Raw genomic sequence first — 21631 nt, forward strand, 5'->3', positions numbered from 1 at the left:
TTCAATGAGCACAGGTATATATACTTTACAGCGTACCTAATCCTGAACGTTTCGTCTCTTCTAACCATCAAGTATTGCCAGATTCCAGTAAACCTAATCACTACCACTTTTCATTATCAAAATCTCCAAGGCTATTAGATTATTGATAAACCGGGAACAAATCATGATAGGATAGAAATGCGGCAATAAATATCCGTTAAAAAAGGGTTAGCTGATTCGCTAGGGCATAGCGATTGTGTAAAACGTTCCCCCTGTCGTTCCTCATATAGTTGACAACGGTCAATAGGCACTACAGCGAAAAGTATCATGATAAGTTGATACGGGTCACAAAAAGCTCCCACGGTAGTCGCTCGCGACTTTGCAACGGGGCAAGTCACAAGAGTAATCTGTAAACAGCCTTGATAGTTGGATTGCCGAAGAGGTTTTTTTACTCGTTTTATAGGATAATTAATAGATTATTGATTATTTTTATATCACCAATACCAATACTCACAGGTCAACGGAGTAAAATATGTCCAGACGGCTCAGAAGAACTAAGATTGTTACTACACTTGGTCCGGCTACCGACCGCGATAATAATCTTGAAAAGATTATTGCTGCGGGTGCAAACGTAGTCCGCCTTAACTTTTCCCACGGTACCGCCGAAGATCATCTCCAGCGAGCCAACAAAGTCCGCGAGATTGCAGCCCGACTCGGGTGCCATGTCGCTATTCTTGGCGATCTTCAAGGACCTAAAATCCGTGTATCAACGTTTAAAGAGGGCAAGATTTTCCTGAATGTCGGAGATAAATTTCTGCTTGATGCCAATCTTGGTAAAGGCGAAGGTGATAAGGAGAAAGTCGGTATCGACTACAAAGGATTACCCACAGATGTTGTACCGGGCGATACTTTATTGCTGGATGATGGGCGTGTTCAACTCAAAGTATTAGAAGTTCAGGGAATGAAAGTATTCACTGAAGTCACTGTAGGCGGCCCGCTGTCCAACAATAAGGGCATCAACAAACTGGGTGGTGGATTATCCGCGGAAGCGCTAACTGAGAAAGATAAAGAAGATATTATTACGGCGGCCAGAATCGGCGTTGATTACCTTGCCATCTCTTTCCCTCGTACCGGCGAAGATCTTAATTATGCTCGCCGTTTGGCGCGAGACGCAGGCTGTGAAACACAGATCGTGGCAAAAGTTGAACGCGCAGAAGCCGTTAGCAGTGATAAAACCATTGATGAAATCATTCTGGCTTCCGATGTCGTCATGGTTGCTCGTGGTGACCTTGGCGTAGAAATCGGCGATCCAGAGTTGGTTGGCGTTCAGAAAAAATTAATTCGCCGTGCCCGTCAACTGAATCGTGTAGTTATTACCGCGACTCAGATGATGGAGTCAATGATCACCAACCCAATGCCTACCCGCGCAGAAGTGATGGATGTGGCAAATGCCGTTCTTGATGGCACTGACGCCGTGATGCTTTCCGCTGAAACCGCAGCAGGCCAATACCCTGCCGAAACGGTTGCCGCAATGGCGCGAGTCTGTCTCGGAGCAGAAAAAATGCCAGGCCTTAACGTATCAAAACATCGGCTAGACACAACTTTTGACAGTATCGAAGAAGCCATTGCGATGTCTACCATGTACGCGGCAAACCACCTAAATGGGGTTAAAGCCATTATTGCAATGACCGAATCAGGCCGCACCACTCGTATCATGTCTCGCATCAGTTCTGGTCTTCCCATATTCTCCATGTCCCGTCATGAGAAAACGCTAAACCAAACAGCACTTTACCGGGGCGTTACACCGGTTTATTGCAGCAGTCATACTGATGGTATAACAGCAGCCAATGAAGCGGTTAACCGTCTACGTGATAAAGGTTATCTGGTTTCCGGCGACCTTGTTCTGGTTACGCAGGGTGATCAGATGGGGACAATTGGCAGTACTAACACCTGCCGTATTCTTGAAGTGGAATAAAGCGTTACAACACTTTAGCGCCAAATTTTCGACAATTTAGATAAATAAGAAGACTGGCGCGTTTCACTTACCAACAACGACCCGACGGTAAAAATAAATTCTTACCGTCTCTATTTCACTCAACTAATTGATTAATAATAATATCACAAGGGTTGAATAAAATGATTAGCATGATAAATATCTATAAATCATATAAAAACCAAATTTATCCAAACTTCACCCCCCTAATATGCCCAATATTAGGGGGACGATAAAAACTTTCAAACCGTGATAATGACTTTATATCTTTGCGACGAAAATCACAGGTCTTCTCTCCCATATGGCCCAATATCACCCGCTTTTCGAGTCTTAAGTAATTTAAGTATCCAGGTATATTGTTCCGGGTTCGGTCGTACCAATTGCTCCAATTCTTCATTCATTCGGCGAGCAATAAAAGCGTCATCTTTTCCATCAATATCATTCATTGGTGGACGAATATAAATATCAAGTTGATGGGTACGATAATTATAAACCGGAAACAACGGCACAATATCGGCACGACAAACCTTCATCAATCGCCCAATAGCCGGCAATGTCGCTTTATAAGTTGCGAAAAAATCAACAAACTCACTGTGTTCCTCACCATGATCTTGATCAGGCAGATAATATCCCCAGAAACCCTGGCGAATAGTAGCAATAAACGGTTTAATTCCAGCGTCACGGGAATGTAAACGACCACCAAAGTGACAGCGAGCTTTATTCCACAGATAATCTGATACCGGGTTGCTCTGGTGATGGAACATGGCTGATATTTTCTGTCCACCCACAGACAGTAACATGGCAGGAACATCCACCGCCCAACCATGAGGCACCATGAAAATAACGTTCTTTCCCTGCTCTTTCAGTTGAAGAATAATCTCTTCACCATGCCACTGCGTCCGGCCTAAAGTTGATTTTGCGCCACGTAAACAAAGTTCAGCCAACATGACAAAAGGTTGAGGTGCGGTAGAAAACATCTCATCAATCAATGCCTCGCGCTGTCGCTCCGTCAGTTCCGGCATACAGTAACATAAATTTATTCTTGCTCTGCGACGCGCCCCTTTCGCCAACTTGCCCGCCAACCGACCTATTTTAGCCAACAGAGGATCACGCGCTTTAACCGGCAAGTAAGCCAGCCCAGCCAACACACCAACGCCTAGCCATAATCCCCAGTAGCGAGGATGCAGGTAGGATTTATGAAATGTCGGCACATAACCCACTTTACTGTCTGTATCTGTTTCTTTATACATGAGCTAACTCTTTTAAAACCAAAAGATCATTGTTCATTTCACATGTACAGGGGGTTATATCAACGATATCAACACACCTTTTTCTGAACATAAATAAAACGACAGCGGATGATAGCAATCATCCGCTTTAAAGTCTGTTATTAATGAACAATTACACTCAATCTAACAGAAGCTGAGACGTTACCTCTTTTACCGTTGCCAAGAATTCCGTGCGTTCTTTACCACTTAAACCACCAGAACGCGGCAATTTCGCCGTTAATGGGTTTACCGCCTGCTGATTGATCCAGAATTCATAATGCAAATGCGGGCCCGTAGAACGACCGGTGCTACCGGACAACGCAATACGATCGCCCCGTTTTATCTTCTGCCCTGGTTTCACCAACAGCTTTCTCAAGTGCATATAACGCGTGGTATATTGGCGGCCATGACGAATGGCGATAAAGTTACCTGCTGCTCCGTTATATTTGGAGACAATCACCTCACCGTCACCCACCGCCAAAACAGGCGTTCCCACCGGCATAGCAAAATCCACCCCTTTGTGTGGCGCAACCCGACCGGTGACTGGATTCACACGCCGAGGATTAAATTGGGAAGATACCCGAAATTGCTTGGTAGTTGGAAAACGCAAAAATCCGCGCTCCAGACCGGAACCTTGACGATCATAAAAACGCCCATCTTCCGCCCGGATAGCATAATAATCTTTACCACCACTATTTAGGCGAACACCAAGTAATTGGCTCTGTTCACTGTGACCATCCAACATTTCACGAGACAGTAATACAGAGAAACGATCGCCTTCATGTAATTTACGCAAATCAATTTGCCATTGCAGCGCCTTGGTGACTTCACGTGCTTCACTACTGGTTAAGCCGGCATTTAAGGCACTGCTGGTAAAGTTACTATCAACAACGCCAACGACGACGCTGTTCTTCCACTCCCCTTTCTGAAACTCTTTGGTTTCTTTAAACAAATCGCCTTCACGGGTATAAATGCGCGTTTCACGGCGGGAAACACCCCAAGTCAGCGTTTGCAAGTCACCCGCTTCATTTACTGTCCATGACAATGGCTGACCAATGTTCAGCCCCCGTAACGCTTTATGCTGACTCGCGAGTAACGCCACATCAGAAGAGTCGATGCCAAATTGGGTCAGAATATTACTGAGAGTGTCACCGTCGGAGACAATATATTCATGCGGAGTTTGAACCGTAACCTCTGAGGTCGTCTCTTCATCAGGAATACCCTCATCCGGTAGCTGCTCACTGCTATCTGCAATAATCTCATCACTGTCTACGGGAGAATTGATGGCAATGCTGCCGACTGTTGTTTCTTCTTGTTGTTCATGATGATAAGCAATAGGTTGCCACATAGTGACAACCAATGTTGCTACAGTCAGCGAACCCAACATAATTTTATGCGGTCGCGGTAACTCCTTATACACCAGAACGATAGTTTTAACTATCTGTTGCACTCATTGAATTCCTTATTACTCTAATTCAGGCAACCCATGTACTGTTCCGACAACTGAGTTATAAATTTCATATAGCTGTCTTTATCCAATACGATGCGGCTTCCTAACGGGTCCAAGGCGCCCATACGCACTCCCGTATCCTTAGCCACAGCATTAATAACGGTCGGCCTGAATTGTGGCTCAGCAAAAATACAAATTGCTTTCTGCTCAACCAATTGTGTTCGTATATGATGTAATTTTTGTGCGCCAGGTTGTATTTCAGGATTAATCGTAAAATGCCCTAATGGAGTCAGGCCATAATGTCGCTCAAAATAGCCATAAGCATCGTGAAAAACGAAATACCCCTTACCACGTACCAGCTTAAGAATATTAGCAATATTTTTGTCAGTTTGCGCAAGTTGGACATTGAATTTACGTAGGTTTACGTCCAGTGCCGTTTTTTTATGCGGATAGCGCGCCAATAATTGGTCATGAATCCCCTGTGCAACCTGTTTTGCTATTTCTGGTGATAACCAGATGTGCATATTATATTCACCATGAGAATGATGTTCATGACCTTCTTCATGTTTATGCTGATCCGGTTCGGATAAATCTTCATCATTTCTCAGCAATAATGGCTTAATCGTTGGCAATTGTGCTAAAACTAGCTGTTTATTTTGTGAAACTTTGGCTAACGGTTTAGACAAAAAGATTTCCATCTCAGGTCCAACCCATACAACTAAATCTGCCTGGTTAATTCTCTTAAGATCGGACGGTTTCAACGCATAATCATGCGGCGATGCCCCATCAGGTAACAGTACCTGCGTATTAGTTACACCATCAGTTATTGCCGCCGCAATAAAACCTAACGGACGAATTGATGTCACAACATCAGCATTAGCCGATTGTATCGTTCCTGACATGAAAACAGCAGTAATCGCGACCTTACAGAGAAACTTGCGCGCTAGTTTATATGATTTGTGTAACATAATGTAAATATCTCGTGGACAGAAACAAGAATTGTTATATTATAACATATCAATGTTCACGCAAGATATATTTAGCATGCCAACACTCATCACTTTAAAAAATGTTGCTGTTACCTTCGACAATCGTCAGGTATTAAACAATATCTCTCTTCGTTTACAACGAAGGAATATTCTGACTTTGCTAGGTCCCAATGGTGCCGGTAAATCAACTTTAGTTCGTGTTGTTTTGGGGCTTGTCGAACCATCATCCGGCACAATTGAACATACCGCTGGATTGAGAATCGGCTATGTTCCACAGAAGTTGCATCTTGATCCTACTCTGCCATTAACAGTCAAACGCTTTATGATGCTAAAACCCGGCGTAAAATCTGCCGATATATTGCCAGCGCTTGAGCGGGTGAATGCAGCTCATCTGTTGCAGCAACCCATGCAAAAATTATCCGGCGGAGAAAACCAACGGGTTTTATTAGCCAGAGCGCTATTAAATCATCCGCAACTATTAGTCCTTGATGAACCAACACAAGGGGTCGATATTAATGGTCAATTAGCACTTTATGATCTAATCAATCAAATTAGAACCGAATTACATTGTGCTGTATTGATGGTATCCCATGATTTACATCTGGTCATGGCGAAAACAGACGAAGTTTTATGTCTTAATCAACATATTTGCTGCTCCGGCACACCTGAAGTTGTTTCAACTCATCCTGAATTTATCGCTATGTTTGGTCATCATGGCGCTGAACAATTAGCAATATATCACCATCAACACGATCACCACCATGATCTGAAAGGGAAAATTGTCTTGGAAAATAACAGGGAATGCCGCTCATGATTGAATTATTATTCCCCGGTTGGTTGGCTGGCGTGTTATTGTCTATTGCTGCCGGGCCATTAGGTTCATTTGTTGTCTGGCGCAGAATGTCCTATTTTGGCGATACTCTGGCTCATGCTTCATTACTGGGCGTTGCTTTCGGATTATTGCTAAATATTAGCCCTTTTTACGCGATTATCGCTGTCACTTTGATACTAGCGATTATGCTGGTTTGGCTGGAGAAACGCCCTCAACTGGCAATCGATACTTTATTGGGGATTATGGCTCACAGCGCACTATCATTAGGGCTGGTCGTTGTCAGTTTAATGTCTAATGTGCGCGTTGATTTGATGGCTTATCTGTTTGGTGATTTGTTGTCAGTCACCTATGAAGATATTTGGTTGATTGCCATCGGTGTCGCCATTGTCACCACACTTCTGTTCTGGCAATGGAACGCTCTGCTCTCTATCACTGTCAGTCAGGAAATGGCTTTTGTGGATGGCATCAAAATACAGCGGTTAAGGGTACTGTTAATGCTGGTAACAGCGTTGACAATCGGCTTGGCAATGAAGTTTGTCGGCGCACTGATTATCACCTCCCTGCTCATTATCCCGGCAGCCACTGCTCGCCGTTTCGCCCGTACACCGGAGCAAATGGCCGGTATTGCTATTGCGGTTGGTATGCTTGCCGTTACCGGCGGATTAGCATTCTCCGCCATTTACGACACACCAGCAGGGCCCTCTGTCGTGCTATGTGCTGCGGTGATGTTTATTATCAGCCTGCTCAGTAAAGCAAAAAATTGATCCTCTGAGTGGGTACAACCCAGTTATCAGAAGAACGGGATAGGTTTCCCTTGTGATAGGTTCCCCTTGTAAGAGTACCCATCCCGATTTTTCAGGCAATTAAACAGCTCATTCCTGATCTCTGACTATGCCAAAATGACGATAAGCATGTTCGGTGGCAATTCGTCCACGGGAAGTACGTTGAATAAAACCCTGTTGGATTAGAAAGGGTTCCAGCACATCCTCAATCGTTTCCCGCTCTTCACCAATGGCAGCGGCAAGGTTATCTACCCCAACCGGCCCGCCCATAAATTTATCAATAATAGCAACCAGTAATTTACGATCCAGATAATCAAAACCGGCAGCATCTACGCTCAACATATCCAACGCTCTGGTAGCAATATCGCCATCAATCGCGCCATTCCCCTTCACTTGAGCAAAATCACGTACCCGGCGTAGTAAACGGTTCGTAATCCTCGGCGTTCCACGAGAACGCATGGCGACCTGCCGGGCGCCATCGTCAGTGATCTCCACCCCCATAAAACGGGCGCTGCGGGAGACAATACTTTGCAAATCGTCCACATTATAAAATTCAAGGCGCTGCACGATACCGAACCGATCACGCAGCGGAGAAGTCAAAGAGCCTGCACGAGTGGTAGCCCCAATCAGGGTAAAAGGAGGCAAATCAATTTTGATCGAACGGGCTGCCGGCCCCTCGCCAATCATAATATCCAGTTGATAATCTTCCATTGCTGGGTAGAGAATTTCTTCCACCACCGGCGACAAGCGGTGAATTTCATCGATAAACAACACATCATGCGGTTCAAGATTGGTCAACATTGCCGCCAGATCGCCCGCCTTTTCTAAAACCGGGCCAGAAGTTGTGCGAAGATTGACCCCCATCTCATTGGCAACAATATTCGCCAGCGTTGTTTTCCCCAATCCCGGCGGACCAAAAATCAGCAGATGGTCAAGGGCATCACCACGCTGTCTGGCTGCCTGAATAAAAATCTCCATCTGCTCACAGACTTGCGGCTGCCCAACATATTCAGATAACAATTTAGGTCTGATTGCGCGGTCAATCGCTTCATCGTCTTGCAAAACTTCCGCAGAAACCAGACGGTCAGCTTCAATCATGGCTTACCCCTGTAACTTAAAGAGCGGCGCGAAGTGCTTCGCGGATAAGTGTTTCACAATCAGCGCCCGGTTTAGCGACTTTACTTACCATGCGGCTAGCCTCTTGTGGCTTGTAACCCAAAGAGACTAATGCCGCAGCGGCTTCTGCTTCGCTATCAGCGTCAGAAGTTGTCTGTTTGGCCGTTGCCGGTAAATTAATATCACTGCTCTGATTGAAGAGATCGCCATTAAGCCCTTTAAAGCGATCTTTCATTTCAACCACCAGCCGTTCAGCGGTTTTCTTACCCACACCCGGTAGTTTAATCAAAGAAGCGATCGCCTCTTGTTCAATAGCAGAAACAAATTGCTGCGCAGACATGCCCGAAAGAATAGCCAACGCCAATTTAGGCCCTACGCCATTCACTTTAATTAATTCACGGAATAGCGCCCGCTCCTGCTTATCATTAAAACCATAAAGTAATTGCGCATCTTCACGCACAACAAAGTGAGTAAACAGAACAGCTTCCTGTCCGGCATCAGGCAATTCATAAAAACAGGTCATTGGCATATGGACTTCATAACCAACGCCATTTGTTTCCAGTAAAACCAAGGGTGGTTGTTTTTCCAACACAATTCCTCTGAGACGCCCTATCACTCGTTTACCCCCTAAAAATAAAACTGATTGTTCTACTTATGGTTATAACATAAAAAAAGCTGGATGCATATCCAGCCGTTATCTTAAACGTCCACGCGCCAAGATTAATCTGGGATCGCCAACCCGCAAAAGATTCTGATTAAAGTGACAATGGGTTATCGCAATCGCCAATGCATCCGCCGCATCCGATTGCGGGTTAGCAGACAATTTCAGCACCGAGCGTACCATGTGCTGAACCTGACTTTTTTCAGCCGCCCCGGTTCCGACAACCGTTTGTTTCACCTGCCGAGCAGCATATTCAAAAACCGGTACAGATTGATTAACGGCGGCAAGAATCGCCACTCCCCGCGCTTGCCCTAATTTCAGCGCTGAATCGGCGTTTTTTGCCATAAATACCTGCTCGATAGCAAAAGCATCTGGTTGAAATTGCGTAATAATTTCAAGGATACCCGCATATATACGCTGTAATCGGTTAGGCAAATCATCAACTTTTGTTCGGATACAGCCACTACCAAGGTAGCTCAAATGACGCCCCTGCTGACGGATCACACCATAGCCAGTGACGCGGGAACCTGGGTCGATACCTAAGATAATCGCCATATTCTGTCTATTCGCCTTTGATTATCACCTTTAGTAAAGGAGATAAAAACGTTAGAGAAAGTGTCCTGTACCGCAGCACAGCCCACTTTCTCTACGCTGTATAATCCAATTAAAATTACAGCAAAGCAGCAACTTCATCAGAGATTTCACCGTTATGGTAAACCTCTTGTACATCGTCTGAATCTTCCAACATATCAATCAAGCGCAATAACTTAGGTGCGGTTTCCGCATCCAATTCCGCTTTAGTGGAAGGGATCATCGAAACTTCTGCTGATTCAGCCACAAAACCCGCTGCATCTAATGCATCTTTCACGTCACCAAAGGTTTCTGGTGTAGTGTAAACATCCATCGCGCCATCATCATAGATTTCTACATCATCAGCACCGGCTTCCAACGCCGCTTCCATAACCGCATCTTCATCCAATCCTGGCGCGTAAGAAATCACCCCTTTCTTGGTGAATAAATAAGCAACCGAGCCATCAGTGCCCAGATTACCACCGGTTTTAGTGAAAGCATGACGAACGTCAGAAACAGTACGATTACGGTTGTCGCTCAAGCACTCAACCATCACCGCCGTTCCCCCTGGACCATAACCTTCATAAATGATGGTTTCCATGTTATCCGCGTCATCGTTGCCGACACCACGGGCGATAGCACGGTTCAAAGTATCGCGGGTCATGTTGTTGGACAGTGCCTTATCAATCGCGGCACGCAGACGTGGGTTAGATGCCGGATCTCCACCACCCAGACGGGCTGCCGTCACCAGCTCCCGGATAATTTTGGTGAAAATCTTACCGCGTTTCGCATCCTGCGCAGCTTTGCGGTGCTTGGTGTTGGCCCATTTACTATGACCTGCCATAAGGTTCTCCGATAAAACGTCTAATAAACTTATTCAATAACAAACTCTTCAATCGCCTGCTGATTGCTCCACGACTTAGTGAGCTCGACTGCTTTATCCGCATCCAGCCACTGGTAAGCCTGATGTTCAGTCAACAGGCATTCTCGCTCTTCAGGCAATGCCAGACAGAACCAGTACTCTTTATTACGGGTGACTCCTGGAGCATAGCGATGGCGCAAGTGGGTAAAAATCTCAAAATAGAGAGAACGTCGGCAATCTATCAATTCAAGATTTTCACCTATGATATCAATACCAACTTCTTCTTGCACTTCGCGCAATGCTGTCTCACGCGGCGTTTCGTCTCCATCAAGGCTGCCAGTCACCGACTGCCAAAAGCCAGGATCGTCCCGCCGCTGTAACATCAGCACCCGCCGGCTGGAAAACGCATAAATAACCACCAGCACAGACTCAGGGCGCTTATAAACCATTATTCACTCTCTTTTCTAGCAACAACAGAGATTGATAACTCTTCAAGTGCCGACGGATTGGCATAACTTGGCGCTTCCGTCATTAAACAAGCGGCCGCGGTGGTTTTAGGGAATGCGATAACATCACGGATGTTATCCGTCCCTGTCAGCAACATCACCAGACGGTCAAGACCAAATGCCAAACCTGCATGGGGCGGCGTACCAAATTTCAACGCATCCAGCAAGAAGCCAAATTTCTCCTGCTGTTCCTGCTCATTAATACCCAGAATACGGAACACCGCCTGTTGCATTTCGTTACGATGAATACGCACTGAGCCGCCACCTACTTCGTAGCCGTTAATCACCATATCGTAAGCATTGGCAATGGCCGAAACCGGATTTTGCTCCAACTCCTCCGCTGACATATTACACGGTGAAGTAAATGGATGGTGCATGGCGGTCAAGCCGCCTTCCCCATCATCTTCGAACATTGGGAAGTCGATAACCCACAGTGGCCGCCAGCTATCTAATTTTGTCAGGTTCAGATCGCGCCCTAATTTCAGACGCAGCGCTCCCAAGGCATCAGTGACCACTTTTACACTGCCAGCGCCGAAGAACAAAATATCGCCATCCTGTGCATCAGTACGAGAAAGCAGGCTTTCAATCACCTCTGCATTCAGGAATTTGGCTATCGGGCTTTGAACCCCTTCCAGACCGGCAGCACGTGCATTGACTTTTATCCACGCCAGCCCTTTTGCGCCATAAATCCCAACGAATTTGCCATATTCATCAATCTGCTTACGGCTAAGTTCAGCACCACCGGGTACCCGAATTACGGCTACGCGGCCTTTACTGTCATTCGCCGGTTCAGCAAAAACACTAAATTCCACATCTTTAACCAGATCAGCAACATCAACCAACTCCAATGGGTTACGCAGATCAGGTTTATCAGAACCGAAACGACGCATCACTTCAGCAAACGTCATCACCGGGAAATGCCCCAGGTCAACACCTTCAATTTCAAGCCATAATTCGCGGATCATCATTTCCATCATTTCCCTTACCTGCTCGGCAGTCATAAAGGAAGTTTCCACGTCGATCTGGGTGAATTCCGGCTGGCGATCCGCACGCAAGTCTTCATCACGGAAGCATTTAACAATTTGATAATAACGGTCAAAACCGGACATCATCAGCAATTGTTTAAATAACTGCGGGGATTGAGGCAAGGCATAAAATTTGCCTTTATGAACACGACTTGGCACCAAATAATCACGGGCGCCTTCGGGTGTTGCCTTAGTCAACATTGGCGTTTCAATATCCAGGAAACCCTGATTATCCATGAAACGGCGAACAAAACTGGTGATTTTAGCGCGTGCCTTTAGGCGATTTGCCATTTCAGGCCGACGCAGATCAATATAGCGATATTTCAGACGCTGCTCTTCACTGTTCGTCTGGTTACTATCCAAAGGCAGAGGTTCGGAACGGTTGATGATATTTAAACTTTCCGCAAAAACCTCTATTTCACCGGTAGCCATATCTTTGTTGATTTGGCTGTCAGGACGGGCGCGTACAGTACCGGTGATTTGAATACAGAATTCATTACGCAGTTCAGCAGCCAGAGAAAATGCGGCTTGCTGATCCGGGTCAAAAAATACCTGAACTATCCCTTCACGATCACGCATATCAATAAAAATCAAGCCGCCCAGATCGCGGCGGCGGTTTACCCAACCACAAAGAGTCACCTTCTGGCCTTCATGGGTCAGATTCAACTGCCCACAATAATCAGTACGCATACAATATCCTTTTACTCGGCTGTTGTGCTGTTGCTGCGGAAAAAAGGTCGTCATTATAATAGAAATTCTACTCAGAGATAAGGGCAGGCAATATCCCGATGCTATACCATTGCTTGATGTCTGATAATCAGGCAATTTGTTTTCAATTCCCATCTATTTATAGCGACAGTTTTATTTTTGCGGTTTATCATAACTTAATTGGCCAATTTCGGTTAGGCAATGGAGTTAAAAATGGTTAGCTCGCTTTATGTTGTGTTGGGCGCACTATTATTGATTAAGCTGTCTTTTGATGTGGTTAAGTTAAGGACGCAATATCGTGTCTCATATGGAGATGGTGGTTTTTACGAACTACAAACAGCGATCCGCATCCACGGTAATGCTGTGGAATATATTCCCATCTCTATGTTATTGCTGGTCATGATGGAGATGAACGGCTCAAATGTCTGGATGATACATGTCTGTGGTTTGATTCTGCTCACCGGCAGAATCTTGCATTATTATGGCCTGCACCACCGTGAGCTCCGCCGGCGACGTTCAGGCATGGTAGCGACTTATCTTTCAATTATATTAATGGTGATGACGAATATTTACTACTTGCCTTGGGAACAGATATTTTCTCTCTACTAACGAAGCGAATAGCACTGGCGCTAAAATAACAGGCAGCAAACCTTGCTGCCTGTTATTCTAACCATAGCTGTTTCCCATGTAAGGAAGACTTTCCAACGTTGATATGCAAAGCGAGCAAGTGTTGTTTTTTTACCTCTCATTGGCGAGAGTATAAACCGCATCTCCGGCCCGTTTACCAATAGCAATTACCAGCAAGATAATCTTATTGTCATTCACTTCATAAAATAAGCGGTAGCCAGAAGACCTCAATTTAATTTTGTATCGGTTCGCTCGCCCACTTAATCTTGCTGACGGCACATGAGGGTTTTCTAAGCGTTCAGCCAATTTTTTCTTTAGCGGCTCCTTAATTGGATGACCTAACCTCTTCCACTCTTTTAAGGCCCGCTTTTCAAATTGCAGACTATAGATCATCTAGGTTCACACTAACAAATTCAGCATTTTCTAAACGTTCATCTGCAATTTTGTTTAGTGCAGCATCCTCTGCTAACTCCTGATAGTAGGAGAATAATTCAGGAGGCACACAATAAAACGCAGGTTCATTCCGATTCAGGATTGCAACCGCCTCACCTTCCCCCTGCAAATATGTCCCCATTGGATTACGTTTCAAATCGGTAATACTTGCCGCTAAGTTTGTTAAGATTTGATATGCCATACGCCACCTCACTCTTTTACGTAAGCAAACAATAGGTCATTTAAAAGCGCTTTTCAATGTATCTTTACTTGTTTATATAAAACCCAAAGCTCCCCTAACGCTGATTGACTCATGAAATCAAGGATTGATCGCGCCATGATATGATTTTTGTGCAACACCCAAATTTCTCAAATACTTCCATTATTCACTACTTTTAAACACAAAGAAAATTGGTTCAAGGTCAAGCTTTACATCTGTTAGAATGCCACCTTCTATTTTTTCTGATAATTAATGCTGTTATGTCAAATCAAGATCCTCACCATCAAAGGGATAGCCTGTTTGCCACGCCCATTGCCAATCTGGGAGACTGGCATTTCGATGAACGGGTAGCCGAAGTTTTCCCTGATATGATCCAACGCTCCGTGCCAGGTTATTCAAATATTGTTTCTATGATTGGTATGCTGGCCGGTCGTTTCGTGACATCAAACAGTCAAATTTATGACCTGGGTTGTTCTCTGGGCGCATCAACCCTAGCAATGCGCCGCAATATTGCCGCTGAAAACTGCAAAATTATCGCCGTTGATAATTCCCCGGCAATGGTAGAACGCTGTCGTCGCCATATTAACGCTTTCCGGGCGCAAACACCGGTTGAAGTCATTGAAGCCGATATTCTTGATATCGATATTCAACACGCTTCGATGGTCGTACTGAATTTCACTTTACAATTCCTCAACCCGCAAGATAGACAAGGTTTACTAAACCGGATTTATCAAGGATTGCGTCCCGGCGGCGTTTTAGTTTTATCAGAGAAATTCAGCTTTGAAGATCAACAAATTGGTGAGTTGCTGTTTAATATGCACCACGATTTTAAGCGTGCTAATGGATATAGCGAACTGGAAATCAGCCAGAAACGCAGCATGCTTGAAAATGTGATGTTGACCGATTCTGTGGAAGCACATAAATCTCGTCTCCATCAATCCGGTTTTAACCATGTTGAAGTCTGGTTCCAGTGTTTCAACTTTGGTTCGCTCCTCGCGATAAAAGGAGCCGATAAATGATCGATTTCGGCAATTTTTATCAACTTATTGCAAACAATAACCTCCAGCATTGGCTTAATTGCCTTCCTGCTCAACTGCATGAATGGCAAAAAGCGGCCCTGCACGGCAGTTTTAAATCATGGGTAAAAACCCTGGAAAACCTACCCGTAATTTCACCAACCCAATTAAACTTGAAAAATGGCGTGATCGCAGAACGAAATCCTGCCCTATCCGCAGGTGAAAAAGTTTGCATTACCAATATATTGCAGGTATTCATGCCGTGGCGTAAAGGCCCATTCTCTCTTTATGGTGTCAATATTGATACTGAATGGCGTTCAGACTGGAAATGGGATCGGGTATTGCCTCATATTTCCCCACTAGCCGGCCGGACAATTCTTGATGTTGGTTGCGGCAGCGGCTATCACTTGTGGCGGATGGTAGGTGAAGGGGCTGAACTTGCCGTTGGTATCGATCCAACTCAACTCTTCCTCTGCCAATTTGAAGCTGTCAGAAAGTTACTTGGCAATGATCAACGCGCCCATCTTTTGCCTCTGGGAATTGAACAATTACCGGCACTGGCCGCCTTCGATACGGTCTTTTCGATGGGAGTCCTCTATCACCGCCGCTCTCCTCTTGACCATCTCTGGCAATTGAAAAACCAACTGGTGTCCGATGGTGAACTAGTCTTGGAAAGTCTGGTTGTTGAAGGGGATGAACATACCTGTTTAATCCCTGGTGAACGTTATGCTCAAATGCGCAATGTCTACTTCATTCCTTCGGCAAAAATGCTGAAAATCTGGCTAGAGAAGTGCGGTTTTGTCGATGTGAAAATTGCCGATCAAGCGGTAACAACCACAGAAGAACAACGTCGTACAACCTGGATGAAAACTGAATCGTTATCTGATTTTCTTGATCCTACTGATAGCAGTAAGACCATTGAGGGTTATCCCGCCCCTCTGCGGGCGGTACTTATCGCCCGTAAGCCCTGATTTTGCAAACTGGCCCAACTCTGGGCCAGTTCATAATATACCCTATGGATTTCAAGATGCATCGCGACGGCAAGGGAGCGAATCCCCGGGAGCATAGCGAACTATGTGACCGGGGTGAGTGAGTACAGCCAACAAAGAGGCAACTTGAAAGATAACGGGTATAGATTTTATTCAAACAAAGTCAGACTCAGCATCCCTTTCATTACCTCTACCACACCACCATCAACACAATAATGTGAAAACTCATCCACTTCATTGTCCGCGCTCATCGTCACTCCCGCTTTACGGTAGGTCATGGTAGAAGGCATAATCCGGCTTGCCGAACTGTGAACTTCCGTTAATCCGATATCGATAAATTTATGAATATTACTCATACGAACACCCGCACCGGCCATAATAATTGGCCCCTGACTGGCTTGATGCAGTTCTTTCAATAAGGGCAGTCCCAATTCAGCATTCTGTTGCTGGCCGGAAGTCAAAATTCGTTTAACACCAAGTTGGGTGAGTTGATCCAGAGCCACATAAGGATTGAAACACATATCAAATGCACGGTGAAAAGTGACGGCCATATCGCCAGACAGCGCCATCAATTGTTGCATACGGGGCAAATCAATATGCCCTTCTTCATCTAACACACCAAAAACGACGCCCATAAATCCCATATCACGGATCTGAGCAACATCATTTTTCATCACCTCAAAATCTGAGTGACCGTAGCAAAAATCACCACCTCTTGGACGTACAATGGGATGTACAGGAATAGTTAATTGCTCAATAGCCTGCTTCAATGTACCAAAACTCGGTGTTAATCCCCCTTCCGCCGGACTGGCGCAGAGCTCTATTCGGTCAGCACCCGCCTGTTGTGCGATTAATGCGCAACCTACGCTAAAACAACAAATTTCTAACTTTGTCATCAGAAGTTCCTTGGACACCCAGTCATTAACGAGCAATCAATGAATCTAAGCGATTCAGTAATTCAACTCACTAACTATGACACCTAATTATTGCCGATGATTTGTAGGAAATCACAAGGTCAGAACTTTTATCTGGATCACAAAGACGAAAAAGTCAATTTTGCTGACTAGTGCTCATTTTTAACAATTTCACGCAATGTAAGTGGGTGAAACTTGACGGTGATCTCACTATCTGTGATAGCTAAGGCCGGGTTAGACAACTGCTTTTTTCCCTTTTAAACTGACTCAGTTTAACTATCCCCAACTTGGGTGTATATTATACTCAAGTTGGGGACAGATGGATAAGTGATGGAAGCTGTTTTTATTGAACTACCACCTTTTGAACGTTATCGTCATAACTACCTGAGCGATGAGGAGTTTCGAACCTTCCAAAATATGCTGCTGAAAAATCCAACAGCAGGGGACGTAATCCAACATACTGGCGGATTACGTAAAGTACGTTTTACCGATTCCCGAAGGAAAAAGGGAAAACGGGGCGGTATTCGAGTGATTTACTATTGGTGGATATCTAAATCGCAATTCATGCTTTTCACTATCTACGATAAAGATGAAATGTCAGACTTAACTAAAGAACAATGCGAATCCTTGCGTAAGATGTTAGAAATGAGAAAAAAAGGAGCATAAATGAACCGTGATCTATTTGCAGAACTCAATGAAGGAATGAAAGCTTGGGAAGAAGCTAATGAAGGCAAACTCACATTGAAAACTCATAAGAGGAGGTTAAAAAATGATATCTCCATCAATCCGGATGAGTTGAAATCCATCCGGAGTAAACTGAATATTTCTCAGGCTGTTTTTGCCCAGTACCTGCATACTGGTGAGACGACCTACCAGAACTGGGAGCAGGGACGAGCTAAACCGAATAAACAAGCTGTGTTACTGATTAAAATGGTGGATCGCCACCCGCAGGCACTAGAATTTCTTGCCAGCCTCACATAACGATATCACTTTAATTCATGTAATCAGGCATTCACTTTTAACAATTTCACGCAATGTAAATGGGTGAAACTTGACGGTGATCTCACTATCTGTGATAGCTAAGGTGGGATTAGGCAACCGCTCCTGTTCCCCTTTCGGTTGACTCTCTTTGGCAGCAAAACCTGCCGGCAAAGGTTGCGGCAATAATGCTTTTGCTGCTGTTGATAAAATCTCAGGCGCCACGGGCAGCACTAGCTCCACATGTTCCCATCCCTGATGCAAGTAAGTTTTCTTGCCAGGATAGGGCAATTCTACACAATCAATTTGCCAATTAAGCACCGCGATTGGGTGTTCTAAATCAAACAAGCAGATTGGACGTCCATTAATGAGACTTTCTGACATCAAACTACCACATTGCGAAAAACCTTTACGCCAGCGCTCGGCTACAGATATATCGTGGCAACGTAAGGAGATATGATCGGCTTGATATTGCTCAACATTCAAATTAAGCCGCTGTTTGAACCGCGCCAATTTTTGCTCAAATATTGCCAGATCAGCCACTAAATCCTGTAATTCAACAATAGAAGAAAAATGTGTCATATTATCCCAGTTAAGATGCTATAGATTGGTCACTTCCCTTGGCCCCAAACAGCCTAAGAGTTTTAATGGCTTGCCGCCGTTTCAAACCTCGAATGATACTCTCGATTTGTAATAATTGAAAATTTGATGGCGCCAACACAACCACTCTTTCAATAACCTCCATGAATTCACGAGATGGCGCACGTTCACCGTTAATGAGCTCATTCATTTGTGTCATACTTTCAGTCAACCTAGCAAACAATTTACTATCCATTTTTACCACTCTCATTTAAATCTCTCAGGATTTTCTTCTCTGATTCACTCAGATCGTCCTGCATACCTTTTTTATAAATCAACAACAATCTGATGTGTGAAACGTCCATTTTGTAGTAATAAGTAACTACTCCATGCAAGAAATATTATCTATCAATAATTTATTGTAACCATCTTACACAATTTCCGCGCGGAATGAGAATTAATGGCAATTCTGGTTTTCTAACATAATTAGATTAGAAAATTAAAAATAGAATCATTCTCTTTTATTCTAATGATTCATTAGAATCATTTAAAGCCAAAAATAACCATAAATTTATCATTCCAACATTAAATTAATATTCCATAAAAAAATAAAAATAAAAAAGCAATTATTATATTAAATAAATCATCGATATAAAATTATTATTGTCATTAAATCAGGTCACAATCTATGATATTTATCGTTGTTTCTACTGTCAGAAAAATATAAATTTCATTTCAGTTAAACATCTTTAACAAAACTATTTTTATAAAACATAATTTCAGAGGTAATAGTATGTATAATTGGTCAGGAAGTGTTCCAGCTAATGCTTCAAACGGTAAACCCACAGGACTTATTCTCAAACAAGGAGATACAATCTCTATTGTTGCACATGGATGGGTGCAATATGGCCGTAGTAATGTGGAATTTTCATCACCTGATGGCCCTTTACCTATTAATCCACAGCCCTCACCAATAGCCACTCTCGTCGCTAAAATCGCCAACAAGAAGTTTGAAATTGGCAACGGAGTACTTCATAAAACAGTTCCTGTAGATGGTGAATTAATACTTTTATTCAATGACGTACCGGGCACTTTTGGCGATAACTCAGGTGAATTTCAAGTCGAGGTCATAATAGAATCTCGGTATTCCTCTCTAAAGGAAATAAGATAAAAACCGCGTGAATATGTATTAGCAATAAAGCAATAAACATTCTCATCAATATAAATGCCAAGTGAAAAATCACATTATTTCACTTGGCAGATGACAATCCACAATTCCCTATCCTTATTTAGCCTAACTCTACCCTATTTTTCAGATGGGAGTCCGTGGGGTACATTCATAATGTACATTGCTAAATACAATAGAGCATCAATAAAACAGGCCACGCAATGCGCAGCCCTTAATAAATTACACAACTGAGTTAAGTCATCAACGTATTACTTTTCCCGGACGCCTTCGATAGAGATCAGTAATTCCGCTTCCTGTGATTTAGGCCCCAAATCTTTTTGGAAATTAAAGTCGTTCAGTTTGATTTTACCGTAAGCATCGAAACCGGCACGGTAGCCGCCCCACGGATCTTTACCTTCACCCAGTAGTTCCGCATTCAGTACTACTGGTTTTGTCACGCCATTTAAAGTCAGATCACCGGTAACAACATATTTATTCCCTTCTTTTTTCACTGCTGTTGAAGTGAATTTTGCTTCAGGATATTTATCCGTATTAAAGAAATCCTTACCGCGCAGGTGTTTATCACGTTCAGCGTGATTGGTATCTAAGCTGGCTATTTTGATCGTCACATCAACTTTATCCGCAGCCGGGTTTTTCTCATCAAATGTGAAAGAACCATCAAAATCTTTAAATGTCCCATACAACCAACTGTATCCCAAATGCTGAATACGGAATTGAATAAAGGCGTGCTGGCCTGGGATATCAATTTTATAATTGGCGGCTAATGCCGAACCTGCATTCAGTAACAGTGCGCCTGCTGTCAAGCCAAGTAATGTCTTCTTCAACATATTCTTCTCCATAATCGTCTTTTGTATTATTCAGGACGGAAACCTAGCATCCGTTTTAAGGTTGCATCACGGTCAATAAAATGGTGTTTTAATGCCGCAACAGCGTGTAATAGCGATAAAATTACCACCGCCCAAGCAAGGTAAAGATGAATCATACCGGCAGTATCTGCCTGTTTGCCCTGACCGATTAATGTGGCTGGCACAGTAAACCAGTCAAAGACAGATATTGACTGTCCATCAGCGGTCGAAATTAAATAACCACTAATCAAAATGCTAAACAGTAAGATATACAACAAAATATGCATCAAAACAGCACTGACTCTGATTAAGCGGCTATAACTGGCTAATGGCTTGGGTGGTGGAGAAACAAAACGCCAGATAATACGCACAACCATCACTATCAGCAGTACTATGCCGATGCTTTTATGAATTTCAGGGGCTTTGTGATACCACGTATCATAATATCCCAATGTCACCATCCACAGCCCCAGCGCAAACATGCCGTACACAGCCAATGCAACCAACCAGTGTAGAAGGACAGATAAATGACCAAATTGGTTAGAAGTATTCTTCCAAAGCATAGTCGTTCCTTTTTAAATCAATGCTGATGAGCTTTTTGGGATTAATTAAATCATAAACGATATCAATTTCTTTTTTATGAAAAATTTCAACAAATAATTTGCAAAAGACTTTCAATTTTAATCAATGAAATTCAATTAAAGTAAAAAACATTAAATAACAACAAGATAAAAACAAATCACATTAAGAATAATGCCAAAAAAACGTATAATATATATTTTTTTATTATATTGGATTTTCAATTTTAACCAATACAAAAATCAATCATCTTATTTTCTGTTATTTCTTTATAATTTTCCGTTTATAATAAACATTACCTGATGCACTCGTACCTGACGACTCTAACACAAGCCTTAGTCGTCAGAAACGACGAGTCCCGCCGCCGTTAAATCTATTATGCCTTTATGTCGTATGTTCATGACTGGAACAATAAAAGTGAATAAAACATGAGGAACATCACTATTTACGGCAACAAATCTTGCAGCATTAATCATGTAATAGTAGTAAAAATAACATCAATAAATTATCAAAAATGAGGTT

26 protein-coding genes are annotated in these 21631 nt (G+C 43.5%); 9 read left to right on the forward strand and 17 right to left on the reverse strand.

Going from position 1 to position 21631, the window contains the following annotated elements; all coding sequences use genetic code 11:
- The first annotated feature begins 511 nt into the window (after window positions 1–511).
- Entirely contained in the window at window positions 512–1954 is a 1443-nt protein-coding gene (gene pyk, locus V2H77_RS05560; protein WP_341498019.1) for a pyruvate kinase, read from the forward strand.
- A gap of 299 nt (window positions 1955–2253) precedes the next feature.
- On the opposite strand, the gene lpxM is transcribed toward pyk, so the two are convergent.
- From lpxM to znuA, 3 genes are all read right to left on the reverse strand, one after another.
- Window positions 2254–3222: a lauroyl-Kdo(2)-lipid IV(A) myristoyltransferase gene (lpxM, locus tag V2H77_RS05565; RefSeq protein ID WP_341498020.1), complete on the reverse strand. Its 969-nt coding sequence runs from the start codon at window positions 3220–3222 to the stop codon at window positions 2254–2256.
- A 157-nt stretch (window positions 3223–3379) separates the two neighbouring features.
- Window positions 3380–4690, reverse strand: a complete 1311-nt coding sequence (gene mepM / locus V2H77_RS05570; protein ID WP_341498021.1) for a murein DD-endopeptidase MepM — start codon at window positions 4688–4690, stop codon at window positions 3380–3382.
- Between the two features lie 20 nt (window positions 4691–4710).
- On the reverse strand, window positions 4711–5658 hold the full coding sequence (gene znuA / locus V2H77_RS05575) for a zinc ABC transporter substrate-binding protein ZnuA (protein WP_341498022.1): 948 nt from the start codon (window positions 5656–5658) through the stop codon (window positions 4711–4713).
- 76 nt (window positions 5659–5734) lie between these two features.
- On the opposite strand from znuA, the gene znuC reads away from it, so the two are divergent.
- The gene (gene znuC / locus V2H77_RS05580; RefSeq protein ID WP_341498023.1) at window positions 5735–6493 is read left to right on the forward strand and encodes a zinc ABC transporter ATP-binding protein ZnuC; all 759 of its coding nucleotides are present in this window, start codon (window positions 5735–5737) and stop codon (window positions 6491–6493) included.
- A complete protein-coding gene (znuB, locus tag V2H77_RS05585; RefSeq protein WP_341498024.1) occupies window positions 6490–7275 on the forward strand; it encodes a zinc ABC transporter permease subunit ZnuB in 786 nt (261 codons plus the stop codon). Before znuC ends, znuB begins: the two co-directional genes overlap by 4 nt.
- Window positions 7276–7383: 108 nt before the next feature.
- Here the strand turns inward: znuB and ruvB are convergent, their stop codons facing one another.
- From ruvB to aspS, 6 genes are all read right to left on the reverse strand, one after another.
- On the reverse strand, window positions 7384–8391 hold the full coding sequence (gene ruvB, locus V2H77_RS05590; protein WP_341498025.1) for a Holliday junction branch migration DNA helicase RuvB: 1008 nt from the start codon (window positions 8389–8391) through the stop codon (window positions 7384–7386).
- Between the two features lie 16 nt (window positions 8392–8407).
- Window positions 8408–9025 (reverse strand): Holliday junction branch migration protein RuvA, encoded by a 618-nt coding sequence (ruvA, locus tag V2H77_RS05595; protein WP_341498026.1) that lies wholly within the window; start codon window positions 9023–9025, stop codon window positions 8408–8410.
- Window positions 9026–9103: 78 nt separating this feature from the next.
- A complete protein-coding gene (gene ruvC / locus V2H77_RS05600; RefSeq protein ID WP_036775543.1) occupies window positions 9104–9625 on the reverse strand; it encodes a crossover junction endodeoxyribonuclease RuvC in 522 nt (173 codons plus the stop codon).
- A 115-nt stretch (window positions 9626–9740) separates the two neighbouring features.
- A complete protein-coding gene (locus V2H77_RS05605) occupies window positions 9741–10484 on the reverse strand; it encodes a YebC/PmpR family DNA-binding transcriptional regulator (RefSeq protein WP_341498027.1) in 744 nt (247 codons plus the stop codon).
- 29 nt (window positions 10485–10513) lie between these two features.
- Window positions 10514–10951 (reverse strand): dihydroneopterin triphosphate diphosphatase, encoded by a 438-nt coding sequence (nudB, locus tag V2H77_RS05610; protein ID WP_341498028.1) that lies wholly within the window; start codon window positions 10949–10951, stop codon window positions 10514–10516.
- Entirely contained in the window at window positions 10951–12723 is a 1773-nt protein-coding gene (aspS, locus tag V2H77_RS05615; RefSeq protein ID WP_341498029.1) for an aspartate--tRNA ligase, read from the reverse strand. The genes nudB and aspS overlap by 1 nt, the downstream gene beginning before the upstream one ends.
- 231 nt (window positions 12724–12954) lie before the next feature.
- On the opposite strand from aspS, the gene V2H77_RS05620 reads away from it, so the two are divergent.
- The gene (locus tag V2H77_RS05620; protein ID WP_049581779.1) at window positions 12955–13350 is read left to right on the forward strand and encodes an MAPEG family protein; all 396 of its coding nucleotides are present in this window, start codon (window positions 12955–12957) and stop codon (window positions 13348–13350) included.
- Between the two features lie 129 nt (window positions 13351–13479).
- Here the strand turns inward: V2H77_RS05620 and V2H77_RS05625 are convergent, their stop codons facing one another.
- Entirely contained in the window at window positions 13480–13761 is a 282-nt protein-coding gene (locus V2H77_RS05625; protein ID WP_341498030.1) for a type II toxin-antitoxin system RelE family toxin, read from the reverse strand.
- On the reverse strand, window positions 13751–14002 hold the full coding sequence (locus tag V2H77_RS05630) for a type II toxin-antitoxin system Phd/YefM family antitoxin (RefSeq protein ID WP_118984739.1): 252 nt from the start codon (window positions 14000–14002) through the stop codon (window positions 13751–13753). Before V2H77_RS05630 ends, V2H77_RS05625 begins: the two co-directional genes overlap by 11 nt.
- Window positions 14003–14280: 278 nt before the next feature.
- Here V2H77_RS05630 and cmoA point away from each other — a divergent pair, with 278 nt between their 5' ends.
- Both cmoA and cmoB read left to right on the forward strand, forming a co-directional pair.
- Window positions 14281–15039 carry a carboxy-S-adenosyl-L-methionine synthase CmoA gene (gene cmoA / locus V2H77_RS05635; protein WP_341498031.1) on the forward strand — a complete coding sequence of 253 codons (759 nt, stop codon included), beginning with the start codon at window positions 14281–14283 and terminating at the stop codon, window positions 15037–15039.
- The gene (gene cmoB, locus V2H77_RS05640) at window positions 15036–16007 is read left to right on the forward strand and encodes a tRNA 5-methoxyuridine(34)/uridine 5-oxyacetic acid(34) synthase CmoB (RefSeq protein WP_341498032.1); all 972 of its coding nucleotides are present in this window, start codon (window positions 15036–15038) and stop codon (window positions 16005–16007) included. Before cmoA ends, cmoB begins: the two co-directional genes overlap by 4 nt.
- Window positions 16008–16174: 167 nt before the next feature.
- Here the strand turns inward: cmoB and cutC are convergent, their stop codons facing one another.
- Together cutC and V2H77_RS05650 are read right to left on the reverse strand one after the other, a co-directional pair.
- A complete protein-coding gene (gene cutC, locus V2H77_RS05645) occupies window positions 16175–16921 on the reverse strand; it encodes a copper homeostasis protein CutC (RefSeq protein WP_341498033.1) in 747 nt (248 codons plus the stop codon).
- 167 nt (window positions 16922–17088) lie between these two features.
- A complete protein-coding gene (locus V2H77_RS05650) occupies window positions 17089–17181 on the reverse strand; it encodes a VOC family protein (protein WP_341498034.1) in 93 nt (30 codons plus the stop codon).
- 88 nt (window positions 17182–17269) lie between these two features.
- On the opposite strand from V2H77_RS05650, the gene V2H77_RS05655 reads away from it, so the two are divergent.
- Window positions 17270–17605, forward strand: a complete 336-nt coding sequence (locus tag V2H77_RS05655) for a toxin (RefSeq protein WP_341498035.1) — start codon at window positions 17270–17272, stop codon at window positions 17603–17605.
- On the forward strand, window positions 17606–17920 hold the full coding sequence (locus tag V2H77_RS05660) for a helix-turn-helix domain-containing protein (RefSeq protein ID WP_265381079.1): 315 nt from the start codon (window positions 17606–17608) through the stop codon (window positions 17918–17920).
- A gap of 15 nt (window positions 17921–17935) precedes the next feature.
- Here the strand turns inward: V2H77_RS05660 and V2H77_RS05665 are convergent, their stop codons facing one another.
- Window positions 17936–18499 carry a VOC family protein gene (locus tag V2H77_RS05665; protein WP_341498036.1) on the reverse strand — a complete coding sequence of 188 codons (564 nt, stop codon included), beginning with the start codon at window positions 18497–18499 and terminating at the stop codon, window positions 17936–17938.
- Window positions 18500–18509: 10 nt separating this feature from the next.
- Window positions 18510–18752 (reverse strand): hypothetical protein, encoded by a 243-nt coding sequence (locus V2H77_RS05670; protein WP_341498037.1) that lies wholly within the window; start codon window positions 18750–18752, stop codon window positions 18510–18512.
- Between the two features lie 537 nt (window positions 18753–19289).
- On the opposite strand from V2H77_RS05670, the gene V2H77_RS05675 reads away from it, so the two are divergent.
- The gene (locus tag V2H77_RS05675) at window positions 19290–19667 is read left to right on the forward strand and encodes a LecA/PA-IL family lectin (RefSeq protein WP_341498038.1); all 378 of its coding nucleotides are present in this window, start codon (window positions 19290–19292) and stop codon (window positions 19665–19667) included.
- 266 nt (window positions 19668–19933) lie between these two features.
- Here V2H77_RS05675 and V2H77_RS05680 read toward each other — a convergent pair whose 3' ends face one another.
- Together V2H77_RS05680 and V2H77_RS05685 are read right to left on the reverse strand one after the other, a co-directional pair.
- Window positions 19934–20512, reverse strand: coding sequence for a YceI family protein (locus V2H77_RS05680; RefSeq protein ID WP_341498039.1), 579 nt, complete (start codon window positions 20510–20512; stop codon window positions 19934–19936).
- A 26-nt stretch (window positions 20513–20538) separates the two neighbouring features.
- Window positions 20539–21093, reverse strand: coding sequence for a cytochrome b (locus V2H77_RS05685; protein ID WP_341498040.1), 555 nt, complete (start codon window positions 21091–21093; stop codon window positions 20539–20541).
- Window positions 21094–21631: the final 538 nt, after the last annotated feature.

Source organism: Photorhabdus sp. P32 (assembly GCF_038085095.1).
Classification (GTDB): Bacteria; Pseudomonadota; Gammaproteobacteria; order Enterobacterales; family Enterobacteriaceae; genus Photorhabdus; species Photorhabdus luminescens.

What these genes read in the sequence shown, in the direction of transcription:
- V2H77_RS05665 (WP_341498036.1), bottom strand. Translation starts at nt 18,499, where the DNA reads ATGACACATTTTTCTTCTATTGTTGAATTACAGGATTTAGTGGCTGAT.
- V2H77_RS05675 (WP_341498038.1), top strand. Translation starts at nt 19,290, where the DNA reads ATGTATAATTGGTCAGGAAGTGTTCCAGCTAATGCTTCAAACGGTAAA.
- V2H77_RS05605 (WP_341498027.1), bottom strand. Translation starts at nt 10,484, where the DNA reads ATGGCAGGTCATAGTAAATGGGCCAACACCAAGCACCGCAAAGCTGCG.
- V2H77_RS05685 (WP_341498040.1), bottom strand. Translation starts at nt 21,093, where the DNA reads ATGCTTTGGAAGAATACTTCTAACCAATTTGGTCATTTATCTGTCCTT.
- V2H77_RS05660 (WP_265381079.1), top strand. Translation starts at nt 17,606, where the DNA reads ATGAACCGTGATCTATTTGCAGAACTCAATGAAGGAATGAAAGCTTGG.
- aspS (WP_341498029.1), bottom strand. Translation starts at nt 12,723, where the DNA reads ATGCGTACTGATTATTGTGGGCAGTTGAATCTGACCCATGAAGGCCAG.
- znuC (WP_341498023.1), top strand. Translation starts at nt 5,735, where the DNA reads ATGCCAACACTCATCACTTTAAAAAATGTTGCTGTTACCTTCGACAAT.
- ruvB (WP_341498025.1), bottom strand. Translation starts at nt 8,391, where the DNA reads ATGATTGAAGCTGACCGTCTGGTTTCTGCGGAAGTTTTGCAAGACGAT.
- V2H77_RS05670 (WP_341498037.1), bottom strand. Translation starts at nt 18,752, where the DNA reads ATGGATAGTAAATTGTTTGCTAGGTTGACTGAAAGTATGACACAAATG.
- V2H77_RS05625 (WP_341498030.1), bottom strand. Translation starts at nt 13,761, where the DNA reads ATGATCTATAGTCTGCAATTTGAAAAGCGGGCCTTAAAAGAGTGGAAG.
- ruvC (WP_036775543.1), bottom strand. Translation starts at nt 9,625, where the DNA reads ATGGCGATTATCTTAGGTATCGACCCAGGTTCCCGCGTCACTGGCTAT.
- cmoA (WP_341498031.1), top strand. Translation starts at nt 14,281, where the DNA reads ATGTCAAATCAAGATCCTCACCATCAAAGGGATAGCCTGTTTGCCACG.
- znuB (WP_341498024.1), top strand. Translation starts at nt 6,490, where the DNA reads ATGATTGAATTATTATTCCCCGGTTGGTTGGCTGGCGTGTTATTGTCT.
- V2H77_RS05655 (WP_341498035.1), top strand. Translation starts at nt 17,270, where the DNA reads ATGGAAGCTGTTTTTATTGAACTACCACCTTTTGAACGTTATCGTCAT.
- cutC (WP_341498033.1), bottom strand. Translation starts at nt 16,921, where the DNA reads ATGACAAAGTTAGAAATTTGTTGTTTTAGCGTAGGTTGCGCATTAATC.
- V2H77_RS05630 (WP_118984739.1), bottom strand. Translation starts at nt 14,002, where the DNA reads ATGGCATATCAAATCTTAACAAACTTAGCGGCAAGTATTACCGATTTG.
- V2H77_RS05620 (WP_049581779.1), top strand. Translation starts at nt 12,955, where the DNA reads ATGGTTAGCTCGCTTTATGTTGTGTTGGGCGCACTATTATTGATTAAG.
- nudB (WP_341498028.1), bottom strand. Translation starts at nt 10,951, where the DNA reads ATGGTTTATAAGCGCCCTGAGTCTGTGCTGGTGGTTATTTATGCGTTT.
- znuA (WP_341498022.1), bottom strand. Translation starts at nt 5,658, where the DNA reads ATGTTACACAAATCATATAAACTAGCGCGCAAGTTTCTCTGTAAGGTC.
- cmoB (WP_341498032.1), top strand. Translation starts at nt 15,036, where the DNA reads ATGATCGATTTCGGCAATTTTTATCAACTTATTGCAAACAATAACCTC.
- pyk (WP_341498019.1), top strand. Translation starts at nt 512, where the DNA reads ATGTCCAGACGGCTCAGAAGAACTAAGATTGTTACTACACTTGGTCCG.
- lpxM (WP_341498020.1), bottom strand. Translation starts at nt 3,222, where the DNA reads ATGTATAAAGAAACAGATACAGACAGTAAAGTGGGTTATGTGCCGACA.
- V2H77_RS05680 (WP_341498039.1), bottom strand. Translation starts at nt 20,512, where the DNA reads ATGTTGAAGAAGACATTACTTGGCTTGACAGCAGGCGCACTGTTACTG.